The organism is Rhodococcus sp. WWJCD1, assembly GCF_002258735.1.
Classification (GTDB): Bacteria; Actinomycetota; Actinomycetes; order Mycobacteriales; family Mycobacteriaceae; genus Rhodococcoides.
This window is the reverse complement of record NZ_NOXY01000027.1, coordinates 245348-261102: the sequence shown is the minus strand read 5'-3', so window position 1 is coordinate 261102 and position 15755 is coordinate 245348. Positions and strand designations below refer to the sequence as shown.

The 15755-nt window shown below is 65.0% G+C and carries 13 protein-coding genes; 4 read left to right on the top strand and 9 right to left on the bottom strand.

Features of this window, described 5'->3' with window-relative positions; genetic code table 11:
- Positions 1-29 precede the first annotated feature (29 nt).
- The 7 genes from CH286_RS20555 to infC all read right to left on the bottom strand — a co-directional run bounded on the left by CH286_RS20555 (position 30) and on the right by infC (position 6706).
- On the bottom strand, positions 30-581 hold the full coding sequence (locus CH286_RS20555; protein ID WP_094610222.1) for a hypothetical protein: 552 nt from the start codon (positions 579-581) through the stop codon (positions 30-32).
- Positions 582-650: 69 nt separating this feature from the next.
- Positions 651-3137: a phenylalanine--tRNA ligase subunit beta gene (gene pheT, locus CH286_RS20550; protein WP_094610221.1), complete on the bottom strand. Its 2487-nt coding sequence runs from the start codon at positions 3135-3137 to the stop codon at positions 651-653.
- Between the two features lie 55 nt (positions 3138-3192).
- A complete protein-coding gene (gene pheS, locus CH286_RS20545) occupies positions 3193-4260 on the bottom strand; it encodes a phenylalanine--tRNA ligase subunit alpha (RefSeq protein WP_094610220.1) in 1068 nt (355 codons plus the stop codon).
- Positions 4261-4333: 73 nt separating this feature from the next.
- Positions 4334-5140 carry a TrmH family RNA methyltransferase gene (locus tag CH286_RS20540; RefSeq protein ID WP_094610219.1) on the bottom strand — a complete coding sequence of 269 codons (807 nt, stop codon included), beginning with the start codon at positions 5138-5140 and terminating at the stop codon, positions 4334-4336.
- Positions 5141-5178: 38 nt separating this feature from the next.
- A complete protein-coding gene (gene rplT, locus CH286_RS20535) occupies positions 5179-5568 on the bottom strand; it encodes a 50S ribosomal protein L20 (protein ID WP_032378959.1) in 390 nt (129 codons plus the stop codon).
- Positions 5569-5654: 86 nt separating this feature from the next.
- Entirely contained in the window at positions 5655-5849 is a 195-nt protein-coding gene (gene rpmI / locus CH286_RS20530) for a 50S ribosomal protein L35 (protein WP_008715923.1), read from the bottom strand.
- A gap of 116 nt (positions 5850-5965) precedes the next feature.
- Positions 5966-6706: a translation initiation factor IF-3 gene (gene infC / locus CH286_RS20525; RefSeq protein ID WP_052058412.1), complete on the bottom strand. Its 741-nt coding sequence runs from the start codon at positions 6704-6706 to the stop codon at positions 5966-5968.
- Between the two features lie 382 nt (positions 6707-7088).
- Here infC and CH286_RS20520 point away from each other — a divergent pair, with 382 nt between their 5' ends.
- Positions 7089-7475 (top strand): DUF1844 domain-containing protein, encoded by a 387-nt coding sequence (locus CH286_RS20520; RefSeq protein WP_032404077.1) that lies wholly within the window; start codon positions 7089-7091, stop codon positions 7473-7475.
- Between the two features lie 79 nt (positions 7476-7554).
- On the opposite strand, the gene uvrA is transcribed toward CH286_RS20520, so the two are convergent.
- Entirely contained in the window at positions 7555-10485 is a 2931-nt protein-coding gene (gene uvrA / locus CH286_RS20515) for an excinuclease ABC subunit UvrA (RefSeq protein ID WP_094610251.1), read from the bottom strand.
- A 260-nt stretch (positions 10486-10745) separates the two neighbouring features.
- On the opposite strand from uvrA, the gene CH286_RS20510 reads away from it, so the two are divergent.
- From CH286_RS20510 to CH286_RS20500, 3 genes are all read left to right on the top strand, one after another.
- Complete coding sequence (locus tag CH286_RS20510) at positions 10746-11435, top strand: MBL fold metallo-hydrolase (protein WP_032404076.1); 690 nt, start codon at positions 10746-10748, stop codon at positions 11433-11435.
- Between the two features lie 133 nt (positions 11436-11568).
- The gene (locus CH286_RS20505; protein ID WP_032404017.1) at positions 11569-12759 is read left to right on the top strand and encodes a DoxX family protein; all 1191 of its coding nucleotides are present in this window, start codon (positions 11569-11571) and stop codon (positions 12757-12759) included.
- Positions 12760-12907: 148 nt separating this feature from the next.
- Entirely contained in the window at positions 12908-15229 is a 2322-nt protein-coding gene (locus CH286_RS20500) for a HelD family protein (RefSeq protein WP_032404016.1), read from the top strand.
- Positions 15230-15300: 71 nt separating this feature from the next.
- Here the strand turns inward: CH286_RS20500 and CH286_RS20495 are convergent, their stop codons facing one another.
- Complete coding sequence (locus CH286_RS20495) at positions 15301-15753, bottom strand: universal stress protein (RefSeq protein WP_032378962.1); 453 nt, start codon at positions 15751-15753, stop codon at positions 15301-15303.
- Between the last annotated feature and the right edge of the window lie 2 nt (positions 15754-15755).

The window sequence follows — 15755 nt, the reverse complement described above, 5'->3', positions numbered from 1 at the left end:
CAAGCTCATTCATGAACGGGTCCGGTGTGTCAGCTTCCGCCCATGGACTTACGGATCTCGTCGAGCTTCTTGCGGCCGGCTTCTTGACGCTCGTTCCATTGCTTGTCCAGATCTCGACCGGCCCGGGACTCCCGGTCCAGCTCTTCCGCTCCGACGGCCGTACCCGAGCGATTGTCCACTTTGTCGCGTACACCGTCCCAGGTGGGCACTCCGGATTCGGTGAAGCCGCCGACCGCGTCGCCTGTATACCCACCGCCTGCGCCCACGGGCATATCGTCGACCAATTCCGCATCGATGATGCCCGGCACCGTGCCGCCCAGTGGAGCCCCCGGCGGCGGATCTCCGAGCGGCTGATCGATCCGAGGCCTGGTGACCTGCGGAACATCGACATCGGGCACCGTTCCCGGTGGCGTACCACGATCGGGTCCAGTGGGTTCGGGCTCGACGGTGCCCAACTCCGCGGCCAATGCGGTCGCCGCAGCCGCCAACGGGGCCAGCCGCTGCCGACCGGCCACCGCCGCGAGGACGTCGTGCACAACTTGCAGATCGGACGCCGTGCCGTCTGCTCCGGATTCACTCATTCGTTGCTCCCGTCACCGTGGGCGTTCGTGACTCCACGCTACGGAACCGACGGTTCGGCCGCCGACAGATCAGCTACGCAGCTCGGCTCCGACGGCTTTGGCTGCCGCGTCCACTGCAGCATCGCGCGCAGCAGTGGCCTGATCCTCGGTCAACGTTCCGTCGGTTCCACGGAACCGCAGTGCGAAGGCCAGAGACTTGCGACCTTCGCCGACTTGTTCGCCCTCGTAGACGTCGAACAACCGGATCGATTCGAGCAGATCGCCGCCGCCGATCGTGAGCGCCGCCTCGACGGACGCCGCAGGCACGGAGGCATCGACCACTACGGCAACGTCCTGGAGCACCGCCGGATACGGCGACACCTCGGGGGCCGGGAGCGATTCGACAACAGGCAGAGCGCTCAGGCTCAGCTCCACGGCACAGGTACGCGGCGGCAAGCCTGCCCGCTCGAGGACCGCCGGGTGCAGTTCGCCTGCATATCCCACGACCTCGCCGTCGAGCAGTACCTCGGCACACCGACCGGGATGCCACGGAAGATGTTGAGCGGCACGAAGATCGACGTGAACGCCGGCCGCCTCGGCCACTGTGCGTACCGCAGCGAAGGCGTCGGCTGCATCGGCGGCGCGGCCCGGGCCCCATGGACCCGACAGCTCACGCTGACCGGTGAGCACCACGCCCACATGCACCGGCTGCGCCGGCAACGACCCTCGAAGCATGGCGATCTGGTCGTCGGTGGGACGACGATCCACCGGCAGCGCGTCCACCGCAGCAGTGGCATCGTGCCGAAGCACCACCTGGGCGATTCCGAACAGCGACACGTCACGCTGACCGCGGGCGATGTTTCGGCTCAGCATCTCGAGCAGTCCCGGCAACACGGTGGTCGCGAGCTCGGGGCGATCGGCCTCGAGCGGATTGAGCACCGAGGTGGTGGCACGCCGTGGATCGTCCTCGTCCAGACCCCAGGTGTCGAAGACGCCCTTGGGCAGGAACACCGGAGGAAGTACCTCGACGTAGCCGGAGAACGCGAGCGCCTTGCCGACCGCTCGTCTGCGCTTCTGCTCGGCGGTGAGGCCGCGACCGCCGGGGGCCGACGGCAGGACCGACGGGATCTTCTCGAGGCCCTCGAGACGCAGCACCTCTTCCACCAGGTCGGCACGTTGCACCAGGTCCGGTCGCCACGACGGCGGCGTCACGGTCAGTTGACCGTGCCCGGCATCGTCGACCGACACGTCGACTCTGCAGCCGATCTGCGTCAACCGTCGGGCAGCGGTTCCGTTGGGGTACTGCACGCCGGCGATTCGGTCGGGCAGATCGAAGTCCATCGTGACTGCCGGGTACTCGGCGGCCTCGCCGATGTCGGTCAACACCGGCTCGATCCGGCCACCTGCGATCTCGACCAGCAACTGTGCCGCACGATCGAGCGCGGCGACCGGAAGAGCAGAGTCCACGGTCCGCTCGAAACGCTTGCTCGCCTCGCTGGACAACTTGTGACGGCGACCGGTTCGGAACACCGCGAGCGGATCGAACGACGCTGCTTCGAGTACGACCTCGGTGGTCGCGTCGTCCACTTCGGTGGACTCCCCGCCCATGACGCCCGCCAACGAGATGGCTCCCGACCCGTCGGCGATGACGACGTCCTCAGGATCGAGTGACCGCTCGACTCCGTCCAGTGTCGTCAGCTTCTCCCCCGCGTTCGCGCGGCGGACGACGAGATCGCCGTTCAGCTTGGCCGCATCGAACGCGTGCAGCGGCTGGCCCAGCTCGTGGAGCACATAGTTGGTGACATCGACAGCAACCGAGATCGGGCGCACGCCGGCCAGAAGCAGGCGACGCTGCATCCACCACGGAGTGGTCGCCGCGGGATCGATGCCGACGATCTTGCGCAACGCGAATCGTGATGCGCCCGAGTTCGATTCGACGGTGACCGACCATGCCTCACCGGTGACCTCGGTGGGCGTCGTCCGCGCCGGGTCCACATAGGGCAAGTCGAAGCTGCACGCCAGCTCACGGGCCAGTCCGCGGACAGAAAAGGCGTAACCGCGATCCGGGGTCACGTTCAGCTCGATGACCGAGTCCTTCAACCCCAGAACTTCTTTGGCGTCGTCACCCGGTGCGGCCGTGTCTGCAGGCAGCACCAGAATGCCGGAGTGGTCTCGGCCGAGTCCGAGCTCGAGCGTCGAGCAGATCATGCCGTTGGAATTGCGGCCGTACGTCTTGCGCGATGCGATGGCGAATCCGCCGGGTAGAACGCTGCCCGGCAGAGCGGCGACGATCAGGTCGCCTTCGGCAAAATTTCGCGCACCACAGACGATTTCCTGTGGCTCGTCGGCCCCGACGTCAACCAGGCAGAATCGAATCGGCTTCTTGAACTCGGTCAGTTCCTCGATCGAGCTCACCCGGCCCACCACCAGTGGTCCGGTCACGTTGTCCAGCGATTCGAGTTCTTCGACCTCGAAACCGACCCGCACGAAACCGGCGTCGAGCTCCTCGGGCGAGACAGCCCAGTCGGGAGTCCCCGCGTGCAGGACCTCGGTCAGCCAGGATTGTGGGACTCGCACGTGTGCTCAGCTCTTTCTTGTATCCGAGAAGAAGTGGGGCGGGTGTGAAGCGGCGTCAGGCCCGAACACCGAAGGGCAGCGTGAATCTGATGTCGCCTTCGACGATGTCGCGCATGTCCGGGATGTCGTTGCGGAACTGAAGCGTGCGTTCGAGGCCCATTCCGAATGCGAATCCGGTGTACACCTCGGGGTCGATGCCGCTGGCCTGCAACACCTTCGGGTTGACCATCCCGCAGCCACCCCACTCGACCCAACCGGCCCCGCCCTTCTTCTTGGGGAACCACACATCGACCTCGGCCGACGGCTCGGTGAACGGGAAGTAGTTCGGTCGCATCCGAGTGCGGGTGTCGTTGCCGAACAGCGCTTTGGCGAACGCATCCAGCGTTCCGCGCAGGTGCGCCATGGTCAGACCCTTGTCGATGGCGAGACCCTCGACCTGATGGAAGACCGGAGTATGCGTCGTGTCGAGTTCGTCCGTGCGGAATGTCCGCCCCGGGCAGACCACGTAGATCGGAAGTTCACGGGAGAGCATCGACCGCACCTGCACCGGCGAGGTATGAGTGCGCAACACCTGCCGCGATCCCTCGGGCGCAATGTGGAACGTGTCCTGCATCGTGCGCGCCGGGTGGTCGGGCAGGAAGTTGAGCGCGTCGAAATTGAAGTGTTCGGTCTCGACCTCGGGACCTTCTTCGACCTCCCAGCCCATTCCGACGAACACGTCCGCAACTTGTTCGGCGATGATCGTGATGGGATGCCGAGCACCGACCGGAGCCCGGCCGGTCGGCAGCGTCACGTCGATGGTTTCAGCCACCAGGATTGCCGCGTCCCGCTCGGCCGAAAGAATGGCACGTCGCTCGTCGAAGGCCTTCTGCACACGGTCGCGCGCTGCCTTGACGCGTTTGCCCGCGTCGGCCTTCTGCTCGCCCGGTATCGCTCCGAGTGCGCGCTGCGCCAGCGCCAACGGAGCCTTACCGCCCACGTGGTCGATCTTGACCTTGGTCAAGGCATCGAGATTCGTTGCGTCGGCGAACGCCTGCTCCGCCGAGTCCACTGCGGATCCGAGCGCAGATTCCTCCAGCACGCTCGGATCTACCGGCTCGGGTCCGACATCTTTGTTCGCCACGACAGCTGCACTCCTCGAGTAATAGTCGGTGTCTGCACGAGGCAGACAGGTATCGATCCTAGGCGAGAGGTGCTCACGAGGTCTCGGAGCGTCGCTGGGCCCGGGCGCTCGCGTACAGGCAGATCGCTGCGGCAGTTGCCAAATTGAGGCTCTCGGCGCGACCGTGGATCGGGATCCGGATGCGGTGATCGGCGTCGCGAGCCACCGACTCGGGCAGCCCGTGTGCCTCGTTGCCGAACAACCACGCGGTCGGCCGTCCGAGCAGTTCGTCGGCGTCGTCCAAGTCGACCTCACCGTCGGCGGCCGTCGCCACGATCGACAGACCCGCGCTGCGTAACGCCTCGATTCCGGATTCGATCGAACGTTCCCGAGCGATCGGGAGATGGAACACACTGCCTGCTGACGCGCGGACGCACTTGCCGTTGTGAGGATCCACCGAATCACCCAGCAAGACAACCGAATCCGCTCCGGCGGCGTCTGCGACTCGGATGACCGTCCCTGCATTGCCCGGCTCGGCGACCTCTACCGGTACCGCTACCAGACGCGGACCATCGGCCAACGCACGACCGAGCGAGACGTCGACCAGTCCGGTGACCGCAACGAGCCCCTGCGGGGTGACGGTGTCGGACAGCGCTTTCGCGGCTCGGTCGGTGATCGGAAAGACTCGTGCGCCGCCGGCCTCGATGGACGAAATCAAGGCGTGGTGACGCTCGAAGGCATCCGAGGTGAAGAACAGCTCGCGGACCAGCCCGGACTTTGCGGCCTCGGAGACCGCATTGAACCCCTCGGCGAGGAATTGCCCGGTCTTCTTGCGTTCCGCGGCACGCGCGAGCTTGACGGCCGAAACGACCCGCGGTGTTCGCTCGGTCAGCGAATCCACGGGTCGTTTCGGAGTTGAATCGTCGTACGGCGACTCGCTCAGGCTGCTTCTCCGGCAGGAGCGTTGACATCGGCAGGCAGTGCAGCCTTGGCGATGGCGACCAGGCTTGCGAAAGCCGCGGCATCCGACACAGCGAGCTCGGCGAGGATCTTGCGATCGACCTCGACGCCCGCGGCCTTCAGGCCCTGGACGAAGCGGTTGTACGTGATGTCGTTGGCCCGTGCTGCAGCGTTGATACGCGTGATCCACAGCTTGCGGAAATCACCCTTGCGCGCGCGGCGGTCCCGGTACGCGTAGGTGAGCGAGTGGAGCTGCTGCTCCTTGGCCTTGGTGTACAGACGTGAGCGCTGTCCGCGGTAGCCCTTGGACGCTTCGAGAATCGAACGGCGCTTCTTCTGGGCGTTGACGGCCCTTTTTACGCGTGCCACTGGTGAATCCTGTCGATCTGGGGGTGTGTGAAAACCCCGAATGGTAAGGGATGAAGCCGACCGAGATCAGTCGGCGGCGGGCCGGATCAGATACCGAGGAGGCGCTTGATCCGCGGCACGTCGGCCTTCTTGACAACGGCGACACCATCGAGGCGACGAGTCACCTTGGTGGGCTTGTGCTCGAGCAGGTGGCGACGGCCGGCCTTCTGGCGCAGGATCTTGCCGCTGCCGGACACCTTGAATCGCTTCTTGGCACCACTGTGGGTCTTCTGCTTGGGCATGAAATCCTCTTCTTCTGTAATAGCTCTTCGGTGTTGCTTGGCACAGCCGTACAGCGCAACGGAAAACCTGTGCACCGAAGCAGTTGTAGGGCTGTCTTACTGGTAGAGCACGAAGCTCAGTTGGTCTGCGCCGGAGTAGCCGGAGCTGCTGCGGCCGGTGCCTCGGCAGCCGGGGCTGCATCGGCGGGCTGTTCCGGCGCGGGAGCCGGTGCGCGTTGCGCGGGCGGTGCCGCTGCGCTCTCCTGTGCCTTGACGCGAGTCTTGGCACCCTTGTGCGGCGCCAACACCATCGTCATGTTGCGGCCGTCCTGCTTGGCCGAGGTCTCCACGAAGCCGAGCTCCGCGACGTCCGCGCCCAAACGCTGCAGCAGACGGAAACCGAGTTCGGGTCGCGACTGCTCGCGACCGCGGAACATGATGGTGACCTTGACCTTCGAGCCGGCTTCGAGGAAGCGAACGACGTTGCGCTTCTTGGTCTCGTAGTCGTGCGCGTCGATCTTGGGGCGAAGCTTCTGCTCCTTGATGACGGTGAGCGTCTGGTTCTTGCGCGATTCGCGCGCCTTCTGCGCAGCCTCGTACTTGAACTTCCCGTAGTCCATGATCTTGCAGACCGGCGGACGTGCGTCGGGAGCTACCTCGACAAGATCGAGGTCGGCTTCGAGAGCCAAGCGGAGTGCATCTTCAACACGCACGATCCCCACCTGTTCACCGCCCGGTCCGACAAGCCGGACCTCAGGAACTCGGATGCGATCGTTGATGCGGGTCTCAGTGCTGATGGGGCCTCCTAGGTAGTGCGGTGTGGTGTGTAACCCGACCGCCTGCCACTGGCACAGCCCGTTGCCGTCGATCCTCGACATTTCCCGGCAGCGATACGAACCGCCACAAAGAAAAAACCCCACTCTCGGTGTGAACCGACAGCAGGGCCCGATGTCGACCGGTCGACCCGCACGACAACTGTCGTCGTACAGTCTCCTCACTGGGAGGAAGCACGCCGGAAACCTGTGAAGATCTCCGTCGTGCGACCGGACCGGAAGTAGCTTGTTGAAGGCTACGTGCCGGTGGGAGTCGGGCTCCACTTGCTGCCTCCGTGCGGTGAACTCCATCGAGGAGCGCACGCCGAAGACGGTCGTCGAGTCACACTACCAGCAGATTCGACAAACCGACAATCGAGCCCGATCGCCCCCGAACTCGTCGGCACCCGATTCTTCCGGCCGCAGGCGGCGTGGGATTCTCGTAGGCATGACCAGCTCCCCCACTCCCGCCGATGGCGATCCCGCGGGTGTCGACCCAGTCGGCACCGAGCCCGAAGTCCGTGAACTCGCCGAGGTCCCCGCGGTCGAGGTCATCAGCCGCGCTGCGGTCATGCTGATGAGTTCCGCAGCCGAGAAGTTGGGACTCTCCGAGCCGGATCCCGCCGAGAGCCCCTACCTGGACCTCGACGAGGCACGACGTGTCATCACCGCACTGGCAGGCCTGGTCACCGCGTCGGTGGAATACCTCGGCCCCCATGCCGGACCCATTCGCGATGGACTACAAGCACTGCAGCGCGCATTCCGGGAAGCATCGGCCCACCCGGACGAGCCAGGAAAGGGCCCCGGCGAGAAGTACACCGGTCCGGTGCACTGAGCGAGAGCCTCGACGACGACCCGAACACGAACGCCGCATCCGGTGCACTACCGGATGCGGCGTTCGACGTTCGCGGGCGCTACCGGACTGCGGCGACCTTTCGCGGCCTGCGCTTCTTCGGGGCGGCTTTCACCGGTTGCGAGACAACCGACTCACGAGTGAGCGCTTCCTGCAGGAACTTACCCGTGTAACTTTCCGGCACAGCCGCTACAGCCTCCGGATCACCCTGCGCCACAACCATTCCGCCACCGGACCCGCCCTCGGGACCCATGTCGATCACCCAGTCGGAGACCTTGATGACATCGAGGTTGTGCTCGATGACGATCACGGTATTGCCCTTGTCCACCAAACCGTTCACCACGCCGAGCAGCTTCCGGATGTCCTCGAAGTGCAAGCCGGTGGTCGGCTCGTCGAGAATGTAGACGGTGCGGCCCGTGGACCTCTTCTGCAATTCAGCCGCCAATTTGACGCGTTGCGCCTCACCACCGGACAACGTGGTGGCCGGTTGACCGAGACGCACGTATCCGAGACCGACCTCGACAAGTGTCTTGAGGTATCGATGGATCGAGGTGATGGCCTCGAAGAAATCCGCGGCCTCCTCGATCGGCATGTCCAGAACCTCGGCGATGGTCTTGCCCTTGTAATGCACCTCGAGTGTCTCGCGGTTGTACCGCGCACCCTCACAGACCTCGCACGGAACGTAGACGTCCGGGAGGAAGTTCATCTCGATCTTGAGCGTGCCGTCGCCCGAGCATGCCTCGCACCGACCGCCCTTGACGTTGAACGAGAATCGGCCGGGCTGGTAGCCGCGCACCTTGGCCTCGGTGGTGGCTGCGAACAACGTACGAATCTTGTCGAAGACGCCGGTGTAGGTTGCCGCGTTGGAGCGCGGCGTGCGTCCGATGGGCGACTGGTCGACCCGGACGAGTTTGTCGAGTTGGTCGAGTCCGTTGATCCGGGTGTGCCGGCCGGGAACCTGGCGGGCACCGTTGAGCTTGTTGGCCATCACGGTCGCGAGGATGTCGTTGACAAGCGTGGACTTGCCCGAACCGGACACTCCGGTGACCGAGGTGAGCACCCCGAGGGGGAAGCTCACGTCGATACCGCGCAGATTGTGTTCGCGGGCACCCACGACGGTCACCAGACGCTTCTTGTCGACGACGCGGCGGGTGTCCGGCAGTGGAATCTCCATCCGCCCGGAAAGGTACGCGCCGGTCAGAGATTCTTCGTTGGTCAGCAGGTCCTCGTACGAGCCGCTGTGCACGACGCGGCCGCCGTGCTCACCGGCCAACGGCCCGATGTCGACGATCCAGTCGGAGGTACGAATGGTGTCCTCGTCGTGCTCGACGACGATCAGCGTGTTTCCGAGGTCGCGGAGCCGGGTCAGCGTGTCGATCAACCGACGGTTGTCTCGCTGGTGCAGACCGATCGAGGGCTCGTCCAGCACATAGAGAACGCCGACGAGGCCCGATCCGATCTGGGTGGCGAGCCGGATTCGCTGGGCCTCGCCGCCGGACAGCGAGCCGGCCGTTCGGGCCAAGGAGAGGTATTCCAGGCCGACGTCGAGCAGGAAGCCGAGGCGCGCCTGCACCTCCTTGAGCACCTGGCCCGCGATCGCCTCCTCACGACGACCGAGGGTGAGGCTGTTCAGGAAGTTCGCGGTATCGGCGATCGACAGCTCGCACACCTCGGCGATCGACTTCGGACCGAAGTCGCCCGCCGCGATCGTGACCGACAAGATTTCGGGCCGCAGCCTGGCACCGTTGCACGTGGGGCACGGCACATCGCGCATGTACCCGTCGTAGCGTTCCTTCATCTGCTCGGACTCGGTCTGCTCGAGACGACGATGCAGGAACGGCATCACTCCCTCGAACTCGGCGTAGTACGAGCGCGTTCGGCCGTAACGGTTCTTGTACTTCACGTGCACCTGGTGGTCGCTGCCTTCGAGAACCGCTCGCTTGACCTTGGCGGGCAACTTGTTCCACGGTGCATTCAGATCGAACCCCATCGCGTCGGCGAGCCCGGACAGCAGGCGGCCGAAGTACTCCGATGTTTGGCCCATCGACCACGGTGCGATAGCTCCGTCGGCGAGGCTGAGATCGCCGTCGGGAACGACGAGCTCGGGATCGACCTCCTTGCGCACGCCGAGTCCGACGCAGTCGGGGCAGGCACCGTACGGCGAGTTGAACGAGAAGGACCGCGGCTCGAGATCGTCGATGGACAACGGGTGACCATTGGGGCACGCGAGCTTCTCGGAGAACCGGCGTTCGCGGTCCGGAGCGTTCTCGTTGCGGTCGACGAAATCCAGAACGACGATGCCGTCCGCAAGTCGAAGAGCGGTTTCGACCGAATCCGTCAATCTCTGCTTCGAGCTGGACTTGACGGTCAGTCGGTCGACGACGACCTCGATGTCGTGCTTTTCCTGCTTCTTGAGAACAGGAGGACTGGTGAGCTGATGCACGACGCCGTCAACGCGCACACGGGAGTAACCCTGCGTGTTGAGCGAGTCGAAGAGGTCGACGAATTCACCCTTGCGAGTACGGACCACCGGAGCGAGGACCTGAAACTTCAGCCCTTCCTCCATGTCCAGCACCTGATCGACGATCTGCTGCGGAGTCTGCTTCGCGATCTGTTCACCACACACCGGGCAGTGCGCCGTGCCGGCGCGGGCGTACAGCAGCCGGAGGTAGTCGTAGACCTCGGTGATGGTGCCGACGGTCGACCGCGGGTTGCGGTTGGTCGACTTCTGATCGATGGAGACCGCAGGCGAGAGCCCCTCGATGAAATCGACGTCCGGCTTGTCCATCTGGCCGAGGAACTGCCGCGCGTACGCGGACAGCGACTCCACGTAGCGACGCTGACCTTCGGCGAAGATCGTGTCGAAGGCGAGGGACGACTTGCCCGAGCCGGACAGACCTGTGAACACGATCAGCGCATCGCGAGGCAGGTCGATGTCGACTCCCCGCAGATTGTGCTCCCGTGCACCTCGCACTATCAGGCGATCCGCCACTGTGTTCCCTTCTTTCCGAACGAGCACGTCCAGTCGAGTCGCTGCTCGATGCAGCACTGCGCAACTGTCGAGTCGCATGATGACGTGTGGTGCCGATGCACCGGTTACACGTCGTGTAACCGACGACCCCACGTCGAAAACCTGTATTGGTGAGGGACGAACCTCACGCAGTAGCAATGGTAGATCCAGGCACCGACACACTTTTCCACGTGCACGACCCCGACGCCCCTCGTCGGGCCGCCGACGGTAGCGTCCTCGAAATGGACGAGCACCTCATGGTCATCGACGACAACTACACCGGCGTCGTCTCTCAGGGTTCGCAGCCGCAGCGGCGCACGATTCCCGGCGCGACGATCACGAAGATGTCGGTCGGCCCCATGGACAACAACACCTACTTGGTCGTCTGTTCCGCAACGGGTCATTCGGTGCTGATCGACGCCGCCAACGAGGCCGAACGCATTTCGCTGCTCATCGACGAGAACGCACCGACGCTCTCGCTCATCGTGACGACGCATCAGCACGCCGACCACTGGCAGGCTCTGGCGGACATCGCTGGTGGCACGGAGTCACCGACGGCCGCTCACGCACTCGATGCCGAGCCGCTGCCCGTCGCTCCGGACCGCCTGCTGGCCGATCGGGACACGGTGACGGTGGGCGAGCTCACGTTCGATGTGGTGCACCTGACCGGACACACCCCCGGTTCCATCGCACTCGCGCTGACCGATACGGACGGCACCCGCACCCATCTCTTCACCGGAGATTCACTCTTCCCCGGGGGCGTCGGAAAAACTGGAAGCCCCGAGGACTTCACCCACCTTCTCGACGACGTGACGGCCAAGTTGTTCGACCGTTTCGGCGACGACACCGTGGTCTACCCAGGCCACGGAAAGGACACCACACTCGGTGCCGAGCGCCCTCACCTGGCCGAATGGCGCGAACGGGGCTGGTGACGATCGGCGCGCTTGAGACCGTCGAACACGGGGTATGAATAGTGTGACAAAAGGACGCACCCCGGTAGGTTTTCCCCACCGCCGTGCGATGTCCTAACGCCGATGACACGAGAAACTACGCAGGAGGCTGTCAATGCTGGTCCGCCGTATCGCCCGTCCGTTGATGTCTACGATCTTCATCGCCGGGGGCGTCGACGCACTCCGTAACCCCAGTGGCAAGGCAAAGGTTGCCGCTCCGCTGATCGAGCAGGGCAAGGACGCTCTACCGAACGAGGTCACCGCGAATGTGCCCGAGGACCCGGAGACGCTGGTTCGCATCAACGGCGGCATTCAGGTTGCGGGCGGCATTCTGTTGGCGACCGGCAAGGCACCACGTATCGCATCGATCGCACTGGCCGGAAGCCTCGTTCCGACGACGCTGGCGGGTCACGCCTTCTGGAACGAGACCGACCCGGAGACCAAGGCTGCGCAGCGCATCCACTTCTTCAAGAACCTGAGCCTCCTCGGCGGACTGCTCATCGCGGCCGTCGACACCGAGGGCAAGCCGTCCGTCGCATGGCGTAGCAAGCGGGCAGCACGCCGCGCGCAGGAGACCGTCGTCTCGGCACTGCCGGGGCACTCCACCCACGAGACCGGTGAGCGCGTCAAGGAAATCGCAGCCGTCGCCGCGAGCCGCAGCGCCGATCTCGCCGAGGCTGCCCAGCCGAAGCTGGCCAAATTCGCCGACGCCGCCCAGCCCAAGTTGGCCAAGCTCGCGGACATCGCTACCGATAAGGGCTCGGAGCTGGCCGAGGTTGCTCAGCCGGCACTGAGCCGCTGGGCTCATATCGCAGCCGACAAGGGCTCCGAACTGGCCGAGGAAGCACAGAAGCGCGGGTCCAAGCTCGCCGAACTCGCCGCCGACCGCGGCAGCGACCTGGCCGACGAGGCCCAGAAGCGCGGATCCAAGCTCGCCGACAAGGCAGCGCACCGCGGAACCGACCTGGCCGAACTCGCGCAGAAGCGTGGATCGAAGCTCGTCGACGTTGCCGCGGATCGTCGCGTCGAACTGGCCGACGTCGCGCAGAAGCGGGCATCCAAGCTCGCCGATCTGGCCGCTGAGAAGGGCTCCGTCCTCGCCGACGAGGCTCAGAAGCGCGGAGTCACGTGGGCCGATCTGGCGTCCGATCGCGTGGAGACACTCGGCAAGCGCGCTCGCAAGCGCGCCGAGAAGCAGAGCAGGGAGCTCGAGAAGGTCACCGAGCAGGCCCGCGCCAAGCTCGAAAAGCGAGTTGCCAAGGCTCAGAAGAATCTGGACAAGAAGATTCAGCAGTACGCCAAGTAGTCCTCGCGGACACAACGAGCGCCCGCTCGTGCACAGCGGCCCTGCCCCGGAACTCGAGGTTCTGCGGCAGGGCCGTTGTGCGGCGTAGACTGCTCTGGCTGATTTCGAGGCGATATCTTCGCCTCGGCCGAATCCCCGAGGAGACCCTTTGCCGGACGACGGCCACACATCTAGCGGTTCCGACATACCGATCGAAGAAGACCTCGAGCAGGCGCATCTGACGAGGCTGTACACGCAGCTCGACGCGCTGCGCGAATACGCGGCAAACCGATTGCGGGCCGTGCTGTTGGAGACCGGTGGAACACCACAGGCCCGAAGCGAACGCGAATCGTTCAACCAGATGTACACCGAGGACATCGCCAAGTACGACGCCGCAGAGAACGGACTGTGCTTCGGACGTATCGACCTCGATCCGGATTCTCTCGACCCCAAGGTGGACGATCGTCCCGAACGCTACATCGGCCGAGTCGGAATCCTCGACGACAAGAACGACTACGAAACGCTGCTGCTGGACTGGCGAGCACCGATGGCCCGGCCGTTCTATCTGGCGACGCCGGCTGCGCCGGAAAACGTGTTGCGGCGCAGGCACATTCGCACCCGCGGCCGCCGCGTGACGTCGATCGCCGATGAATTCCTGGATCTGAACTCGGCTCGATCGTCGAGCGATGCTGCCGTAGCAGGCGGTGTCGCAAGTGAAGGTGCGCTGCTCTCGGCTCTGGATGCTGCGCGTACCGGCCAGATGAACGACATCGTCGAAACGATCCAGAGCGAACAGGACGCGATCATCCGGTCGCAGCATCGCAGTGTGCTGGTCGTTCAAGGCGGACCGGGCACCGGCAAGACGGCCGTCGCGCTGCACCGCGCCGCGTATCTGCTCTACACCTACCGCCAGCAGCTGGGTAAGAGCGGCGTGCTCATCATCGGACCCAACGCCACGTTCCTCGACTACATCGGACAGGTGCTGCCGTCGCTCGGCGAAACCGGTGTGCTGTTGTCCACGATCGGCGACCTCTACCCGGGAGTCCGTGCGCAACGAGAGGATTCGGCCCTGGCCACCGAGGTCAAGGGCAGACTGTCGATGGTCGACGTGCTGACCCGAGCGGTACGCGACCGGCAGGAAGTTCCCGCGCAACCGAGGCGGCTGAAATTCGACACCTACGACATCACGCTCGACCGTAAGATCGTCACCCGAGCTCGCGGACGCGCTCGCTCGTCGCGGCGACCGCACAACCTCGCTCGGCCACTGTTCGTGTCCTCGGTGATCGATCAACTGGCCAACCAACTGGCAGCGAAGCTGGGCCAGAACCTGGTCGACGGATCCAGCCTGCTCAGCGCCGACGACATCGCGGACATGCGCGACGAGATGCGCGAAGACCAGGACGTCATGGCCGCTGTCGACGAGCTGTGGCCGGATCTGTCTCCCCAACAGGTTCTCCACGACCTGTTTGCTTCGCCCGAGAAGATCGCCTCGGCCGCACCGGAACTGGATGCGGAAGAGCGCGACTCGCTGAGCCGTCGGGGCCGGGGTTTCTCCGCTGCCGACGCTCCCCTGCTCGACGAGCTGGCCGAGTTGCTCGGTGTGGACGATGCGGCCGAACGTGAGCAGGCACAACGTCAGTGGCGCGGCCAGATCGCCGACGCCCAGGGGGCACTGGACATCCTGACCGGTTCGGCACCACAGGACCTCGAGGACGAACTCGATCCGGAGATCCTGATGGCCTACGACCTGATCGACGCCGATCAGCTTGCGCGACGGCAGAATTCGGGTCAACGCCTCACCACCGCCGAACGGGCAGCCGGCGACCGGACCTGGACATACGGGCACGTGATCGTCGACGAGGCTCAGGAACTGTCGACCATGGCGTGGCGAATGGTGATGCGGCGCATACCGAATCGGTGGATGACCCTGGTGGGCGATACTGCGCAGACCGGCGATCCCGCCGGAACGTCTTCGTGGAGTTCGGTACTCGAACCGTATGTGGCACAACGCTGGAAGCGGACCGAACTGACGGTGAACTACAGGACGCCGTCGGAGATCATGGTGGTGGCGCACGACGTGCTGGCCGCGATCGATCCCGAGCAGTCCGAGCCCCGGTCCATCCGCAGCACCGGCGTGACACCGTGGGCGCTGCAAGTGCTGGAGGCGGACCTGTTCACCGCAGTGGAGAAGCGGGTCGCAGAGCACCCACGACCTGGGCTGAGCGCAGTGCTCGTTCCAGCCGGTCGCGTCTCCGACTTCCGACATCTGGCTTCGGACGTGGTGACCGTGTCGTCGGTCAAGGACGCGAAAGGGCTCGAGTTCGACTCGGTTCTCATCGTCGAGCCGAGTGCCATCGTGGCCGAGTCGCCGAAGGGAATGAACGACCTCTACGTGGCACTCACCCGAGCCACCCAGCGACTCGGCGTGGTGCACGTCGACCCGCTACCGAAGGAACTCTCGGCGCTGCAGCCGTTCGAGCCGGAAGCCTAGAGACCTGCACACACCAACGGCCCGCTCCGTCGATTCGATGGAGCGGGCCGTAAGGCGTGCGCAGGGTGAAATCAGCGGACGGTGTGCACGATCAGGACATCGCAGGTGGACTTGCGAGCGGCGTCCGACGGAACCGAACCCAACAGGCGCCCGGTCAACGAGTTCAGGCCGCGGTTGCCGACGACGAGCAGATCGCCCTTCACCTCGTCCACGAGTGCCAGCAGCGACTCGACGGGAGCGCCGACGATCGCCTTCTCCTCGATGTTCTTCGCACCGGCCTTGGTGGCATGCTCGCGCGCAGTGCGCAGAATTTCACGCGTCGGTGCCGATCCGGTGATCTGGTAGGCGTCCTCGCGCAGTGCGTCGGCGGCAGCGGACGTGTCCTTGGGATCGGCCGGGTAGTACGCGCAGGCGATCACCAGGGTGGCATCGGCGTCTCCCGCCAGAGCCGCGGCCTTCTCCACTGCCCGCAGTGACGATTCGGAGCCATCGGTCCCGACGACGACGGTGCGGTAGGCGCTCATTC